The 6692-nt window shown below is 71.7% G+C and carries 6 protein-coding genes and 1 pseudogene; 5 read left to right on the plus strand and 2 right to left on the minus strand.

What is annotated here, in order from left to right; all coding sequences use genetic code 11:
* The first annotated feature begins 109 nt into the window (after positions 1 to 109).
* Both rlmN and D7X99_RS40950 read left to right on the plus strand, forming a co-directional pair.
* Entirely contained in the window at positions 110 to 1186 is a 1077-nt protein-coding gene (gene rlmN, locus D7X99_RS40945; protein WP_121782464.1) for a 23S rRNA (adenine(2503)-C(2))-methyltransferase RlmN, read from the plus strand.
* A 202-nt stretch (positions 1187 to 1388) separates the two neighbouring features.
* Positions 1389 to 1775, plus strand: coding sequence for a hypothetical protein (locus D7X99_RS40950; protein WP_121782465.1), 387 nt, complete (start codon positions 1389 to 1391; stop codon positions 1773 to 1775).
* Between the two features lie 15 nt (positions 1776 to 1790).
* On the opposite strand, the gene D7X99_RS40955 is transcribed toward D7X99_RS40950, so the two are convergent.
* A complete protein-coding gene (locus D7X99_RS40955) occupies positions 1791 to 3401 on the minus strand; it encodes an adenylate/guanylate cyclase domain-containing protein (protein ID WP_121782466.1) in 1611 nt (536 codons plus the stop codon).
* A gap of 33 nt (positions 3402 to 3434) precedes the next feature.
* Positions 3435 to 4289 carry a metallophosphoesterase gene (locus tag D7X99_RS40960; protein ID WP_121782467.1) on the minus strand — a complete coding sequence of 285 codons (855 nt, stop codon included), beginning with the start codon at positions 4287 to 4289 and terminating at the stop codon, positions 3435 to 3437.
* A gap of 92 nt (positions 4290 to 4381) precedes the next feature.
* Between D7X99_RS40960 and gluQRS the strand changes: the two genes are divergently transcribed.
* The 3 genes and pseudogenes from gluQRS to D7X99_RS40975 all read left to right on the plus strand — a co-directional run.
* On the plus strand, positions 4382 to 5320 hold the full coding sequence (gluQRS, locus tag D7X99_RS40965) for a tRNA glutamyl-Q(34) synthetase GluQRS (protein ID WP_233614183.1): 939 nt from the start codon (positions 4382 to 4384) through the stop codon (positions 5318 to 5320).
* Positions 5321 to 5477: 157 nt separating this feature from the next.
* Complete coding sequence (locus D7X99_RS40970; RefSeq protein ID WP_121782469.1) at positions 5478 to 6428, plus strand: hypothetical protein; 951 nt, start codon at positions 5478 to 5480, stop codon at positions 6426 to 6428.
* A 72-nt stretch (positions 6429 to 6500) separates the two neighbouring features.
* Positions 6501 to 6692: pseudogene (locus D7X99_RS40975) on the plus strand (hypothetical protein); the annotation flags it as partial.

Below are 6692 nucleotides of genomic sequence, written 5' to 3' on the forward strand. Positions count from 1 at the left end.
TGAGCGTCTCGTGGGGCTCGGAGATGTGTATACGAGACAGCCCTCGTCCGCCCCCCGGCCCGGCGGACCCGGGTGCGTCCGCGCCGGGTGTGTTATCCCAGGTCCCGTCATGCCGGACGCCACCGTCAACCTCTACGACCTGCCCCGCCCCGCGCTGGACGCGAGGCTCGCCGGCTGGGGCTTCAGCCCCCAGTACCGCGAGCGCGTGTGGACGGGCCTGTACCGCGACGGCGTCACCGCGACAGGCGACGTGCAGGGACTGCGCCCGGACCTCCAGGCCGCGCTCCAGGAGCGAGCGCACCTGGGCGTGCTCGCCACGCATCACGAGAGCTTCAGCAGCGACGGGCTCACCCACAAGCTGCTGCTGCGCCTGCACGACGCGCAGACGATTGAAACGGTGCTGATGCGCTTCAAGGGCCGCGCCACCGTGTGCGTGAGCACGCAGGCCGGGTGCGCCATGGGCTGCGTCTTCTGCGCCACCGGACAGATGGGGCTGTCACGCCACCTGACGCCGGGAGAAATCGTGGGCCAGGTGCTCCACGTCACGCGCGTCCTGCGCGCGCAGGGAGAAGCGCTGCGCAACATCGTGCTCATGGGCATGGGCGAGCCCCTGCACAACTACGAGCACACCATGGCCGCGGTGGACATCCTCGTGGACCCCAAGGGACTGGCGCTGGCGCCGCGCTTCATCACCTTGTCCACCGTGGGCGTCGTGCCCGGCATCCTCCGGCTCGCGGACGAGGCGCGCCCGGTGCAGCTCGCGGTGAGCCTCCACGGCGCGACGGACGCGGAGCGCGCCGCGCTGGTGCCCGCGGGCCGCCGCTGGCCGCTCAACGAGCTGATGGACGCGTGCCGCTACTACGTGGCCAAGCGCAAGCGCCGCATCTTCTTCGAGTGGACGCTCATCTCCGGCCGCAACGACACCGCGGAGCACGCGCACCACCTGGGGCATCTGCTGCATGGGATGGATGCGCACGTGAACGTCATCCCGCTCAACCCCACGGTGGGCTACGACGGCGGCCCCAGCGTCCCCGACGCGGTGCGTGCGTTCCAGGACGTGCTCACGTCGTACGGCGTGCCCAGCACGGTGCGCCAGCGTCGCGGTATCGACATCGATGCGGGCTGCGGCCAGCTCAAGGCCGCCGTGGAGCGCAAGCCCCGCCGCTCCCTCCCCGTCGCTTCTTGAGCAACGTGCGGGGTCGCGTGGAACACCACCCGACCTGACGTGTCACCCCGGAGCGCTAGCGTCCGTCCCGCCCGCACGCGCGTAACGAGGTGTGTGTGCGGCACGTGGATGTTCGGGGGCCCTTGCATGGCATGGGCTCGTGGGCACATTCTTCAAGACGGCTTCCACGCAACCCCAACGGCTTCTCTGGCGGAGGTGGGCAATGCTTTCCATCCAGGAGCACGGCACGGTGGAAGAGGCGAGCAGCAACCTGCTCGACTTCATCCTGATCCCCGACAACTGGCTTGAGCAGGCGCCTCCGCAGCCGGAGGGCTCCGCCACATGGCCGGCATCGGATACCCAGTACCAGCGGCGCGTGGGAACGCTGCGCATCTGTGCGTCGGTGGACGTGGCGGCGTCGCTGGACGTGGTGCTCCACATCGCGTTCCGCGCGCCGGGGCTCACGCCGCTCAAGGCGGCGGATCACCTGGAGAGCTTCCTCAAGCAGCGCCTGCCGCTGACGCCCAACAGCGAGTGGCAGGTGGAGGTGGACGAGCGCCGGTGGATCCACTTCTCGCGGCGCTACGCGGGCACGCACCTGCTGGCCTGAAGGCTACCGAGACGGCTACGGCGCCAGCCGGTAGTGCCGCAGCGGCTGGGCCACGTTCTTCACCGGCGTTTCCGTGAGGGGGCCGAACTGGAGCTTGCGCACGAAGGGCTCCTGCGACTGCTTCAGCGCCTCGTGCACGCTCTCCATCACCAGCGTCTCGCGGAAGCCCGCCAGCGACTGCAGGCGCGCGGCCTGGTTCATGCCACTGGAGAACGCGGTGTAGTTGCGGTTGGGCCCGAAGAGGCCGCAGTTCGCGGTGGCCAGGTTCACGCCCACCGCCACGCCCAGGCCCGGCAGCTTCACCCGCTGGCACAGCGCGGCCACCTCCTCGCGTCCGCTCAGCTCCGCGGTGAAGGCCTGGATGTCCTGCGCGGCGCGCACGGCGGCCTCCGCGCGGCGCACGCGGTCCGTCTGGAAGAAGGGCGGACCGAAGAGACCGATGACGCAGTCGCCCACCATCTTGTCGAACACGCCGCCGTGCTGCCAGATGCAGTCCACGGCGCGCGCGCTCCATTCATCCACGAAGCGGCCGATGCTGCGCGGGCTGTCGAAGCCCTGCTCGCAGATGCGGGTGAAGCCGTTGATGTCCGCGAACAGGATGCCCACCTCCTGCTCCTGCGCGCGCAGGTGCCGCGCGTAGTCCGGGTCCTCCAGCAGCGCGTTGATGGCCACCGTGGGGAAGAACTGCGACAGGTGGATGCGCTCGCGGTTGTAGTCCAGCAGCCGCTGGCTCAGCGTGGAGGCCAGCACGCGGATGAGGTCCATCGCGTACGCGGAGAAGCCCTCGTTGCTCCAGACGACGATCTTGCCCAGGGGCTCGCTGCGCGTGGCCGCGGAGATGAGCACCGCCTCCGTGGAGCGCCCGTCGAACAGGCGCTTGAGCACGCCCGCGTCCCCGTGCAACAGCCGCGTGCCGTGCTGGTGCAGCAGCGTCTCCAGCTGCGAGCCGGGCTGATCTCCGCTCTCGTACTCCAGCTGACCGTGCCGGTACGAGCGGTAGTGCAGCACGTGCGGCTGCACGGCGTCGCGGTACAGGAGGAGGAAGCCCGGCAGCCGCACCCGCTGCGCCAGCGTGCGCACCGCGTGGTCCATGCCCGCCTCGAAGACGGGGTTGGCCAGGTGCTCGTTGCACTGGAGGATGAGCTGGTGCTTCTCCGACGCGGTGTGGACCAGCATCAGCACCGTATCCAGCTCCTCCGCCACCACGTCCAGCGCGCGCAGGCGCTTCGCGGTGGTGCCCGCGTCACCGGGCGGCCCCGCGAAGAGCACGCCCAGCGTGCCCACCGGTGAACCCGCCACGTCCAGCGTCTGGGTGAGCAGCGTGCCCGTGTCGTGGACGCTCAGTCCCATGGGCCCCGCCAGGAGACTCCCGGCGAAGACGCCGCCCCAATCGCCCCCGCTCCAGGTCTGCTCCACCAACTCCTCGTCGCGCGTGGTGACGGCGATGGCGCGCGCGCCCAGGTGCGAAAGCAGCGTGGGGAAGCAGCGCCGGAAGCACTGGGTGAGCGTCTCGCGCTCCCGCAGGCTCTCCTCCAGGAGGTCGTCCGTGACACGTCCCAGCTGGCGCAGGTAGCGGTACTCCTCCAGGGACAACTCAACGGGTGGGGACGTGGGCGCCGGGGTCATGTCCGCCCCTTGTACCGCCGCCCGGGGGGACTGTCACAAGGCCGGCACGTGCTTCGTTCCGCCCACGACGACGCCGTCCTGGACCTCGATGAGCCAGTAGCCCTCCTTCCCCGCCTGGGTGGAGGAGCCCGCGCCGAACAGGTGGGGCCGGTCGTCGGTGGCCGGGTGGTGGTAGCGCTGGTGGATGTGGCCGTGGAGCACCGCGAAGCGCGGGCCCGGCAGGAGCTGCATGAGCGCGTCCGCGTCACGCAGGCCGTGGTGCCAGCCGTCCGCGTGGTTCGCGGCACCGCGAGGCGCGTGGTGCACCACCACCAGGATGGCGCGGCCGTCCAACCGGGCGTCCTTCAGCAGGGCCGCCAGGCCTTCGAGCTGGGCGGGGCCCACGGTGCCGTAGGACAGGCCGGGCGTGGGCAAGGGGCGCGCGGAGCACAGGCCCACCACCGCGGCGCCCTCCCCCACCAGCCTCACGAAGGGGAACGCGCCCTCGCGGCGGTACTCCGGCAGGTCGCTCTCCAGCAGATCCCCGAAGTGCCGCGCGAAGCGGCCGTCACGCGCGGCGCCGGGGGTGAAGACGTCGTGGTTGCCGGGGATGACCGTGCAGCGCGCGGGCGTGGGGGCCAGGGGCGCCAGCGCGGCGCGGGCGGCGCGGAACTCGCCTTCCAGGGCGTAGGCGGTGAGGTCGCCAGAGAGGATGAAGTGGTCCACGCCGTGCGTGCCCGCCTCGCGGGCGATGGTGGACAGCGTGGCCTGCGCGTTCCGGTAGGCCTTCGCCCGGCCTCCCGCCGTCAGCTCGACGAGCGCCACCCAGCGGCGCCAGCCCAGCTTGCGCAGCGGCAGGGCGAAGTAGTCCTCGGTGATGTGGACGTCGGAGCAGTGCAGGAAGCGCATGGAGGGAGTCACACCCCAGGGAACGGAAGGAAGCGGCAGGGCATTCTCTCCCAGCGCGCGGTGCGGGCGGGGAAGTTATGGTCGCCGCCACGATGCGAGGACGCTTCGCCCCCAGCCCCACCGGCCGCATGCACCTGGGCAACATGAGAAGCGCGCTGCTGGGCTGGCTCCAGGCCCGGGCCGCGGGCGGCGCGTTCCTGCTGCGCATCGAGGACCTGGACCGCGCGAGATGCCGCCCCCAGTTCCTCCAGGACCTCTACGAGGACCTGCGCTGGCTGGGCCTGGACTGGGACGAAATACCGCTCATCCAGAGCGAGCGCGACAGCGTCTACCGCGAGGCCCAGGAGAAGCTGACGCGCGAGGGGCTCATCTACCCGTGCTTCTGCACGCGCGCGGAGATCGCCCGCGCCGCGAGCGCTCCCCACGGCCTGTCCGACGAAGGCCCGCGCTACCCCGGCACCTGCGCGCGCCTCACCGCCGAGCAGGTTTCGGAACGTGCCCGCACGCGAGCCCCCGCGTACCGCTTCCGCGCGAGGGAAGGCGAGGTGCGCTTCGTGGACGAGCTCATGGGCCCGTACGTCCAGGACGTGCAGGCGCTGGTGGGGGACTTCGTGGTGCGCCGCAATGACGGCGTGGCCAGCTACCAGCTCGCGGTGGTGGTGGACGACGCGGCCAGCCGCATCACCCACGTGCTGCGCGGGGACGACCTGTTGCCCTCCACGCCCCGGCAGCTCCAGCTCTACGCCGCGCTGGGCCTGAGCGCGCCCGCGTTCCTCCACGTGCCGCTGGTGATGGGCGAGGACGGCAAGCGGCTGGCGAAGCGCGACGGGGCGTTCGCGCTCGCGGAGCTGAGGGCGCGCGGCCGGCCTCCCGAGCACGTCCTGGGCCTGCTCGCCGCTTGGAGCGGCCTGGGCGACGGCAGCCCGGTGACGCTGCCCGCGCTCGTCGCGCGCTACCGCACGGACGTGCTTCCTCGCGAGCCGGTGGTGGCGCGCGAGGCACTGCTCCTCGACGCGCTCGGCCTGCGCTGAGGCCACCCGGCCCTCCGCCCCACCCTTCGGGGCGGGGCGGCCGTGAAGCAGTGAAACGAAGTGGCTTCCCCGGTGCACACCTTCAGCCCAGACACGTACGTCCGGACCGTGCCCAGGCGCGGCTTCGGCGACTCACGGGAAGCGAGGGTGGAGTCCAATGGCAGCCATTGTTGAAAGCGAACGAGCCGGCAATATCCCAGCGGTGCCGGGCAGTGCGTACAAGCTGAGCTGGGGCGCCATCTTCGGTGGCACCTTCGTCGCGCTGGGCGTCTGGATATTGCTCTACACGCTGGGGCTGGCGCTGGGCCTGTCGTCGGTGAACCCCGCCGACGCGGGGAGCGCGAAGTCCGCGGGCATCTTCACCGGCATCTGGAGCGTGCTCGTGCCGCTGGTGGCGCTCTTCGTGGGCGGCGTGGTGGCCGCGCGCAGCGCGGGCATCGTGGACAAGGCGGGAGGCGCCATGCACGGCGCGGTGCTCTGGGGCCTGACGACGCTCATGGGCGTCCTCGTGCTGGGCATGGTGCTGTCGAGCGTGCTGGGCGCGGTGTTCAACGTGGGCAAGGCCGCGGTGGGCGCGGGTGGCGCAGCCGCCGTGGGCGCGGTGACGGGCGGAGGTGAAGCCGCGAAGGCGTTCGGCCTGGACGCCAACGACGCGCTCGCGCCGGTGAACCAGCGCCTGAGGCAGGAAGGCAAGCCCACCATCACCGCGAACCAGCTGGAGGCCGCGACCAAGGACATCGTCACCGAGGGCGTGCGACAGGGCCGCATGGACCGCGAGCTCCTGGTGAGCAACATCGCGCAGAACACCAAGCTGTCGCGCCAGGACGCGGAAGGCGTGGCCGACCGTGTGCAGCAGCAGGTGGACCAGGCCAAGACCAAGGCCAGTGAGGTGGGCCAGCAGGCACAGCAGGGCGCGCTGAAGGTGGCGGACCGCTCCGGCCGCGTCTTCTGGGGCATCTTCGCGGGGCTCCTGCTGGGGCTCGTCGCGGCGGTGCTCGGCGCCACGCTGGGCGTCAGCCGCAAGCAGCGCATCCGCGCGGAAGGGGCGGTGGTGGTGCCCCCGACGACGCCCACGACGCCTGGCTCGCGGCGCGAGGTGTATCCGTAGCCTCGGGCGCTCGCGTGCATCCCCGCTTCACGGCCCTTCGTGAGGCGGGTATGACACGCGGGCTCCCGGCCCATGGCGTCCTCGCACCGCACCGTCGTCCGCTGGCTCCTCATCCCCGGCCTGAGCCTGGGGCTGTTCCTGCTATTCACCCTGGGGGCCGCGTGGGTGACGCGCTTCACGGACGCACCGGAGCTGCCTGAACCGGCCGCGCCACCGCCGGCCCTTCCGCCGCGCGCGACCGCACCGGTGCCCCCCGAGCCCTCC

The organism is Corallococcus sp. AB032C, from assembly GCF_003668935.1.
Lineage (GTDB): Bacteria > Myxococcota > Myxococcia > Myxococcales > Myxococcaceae > Corallococcus > Corallococcus exiguus.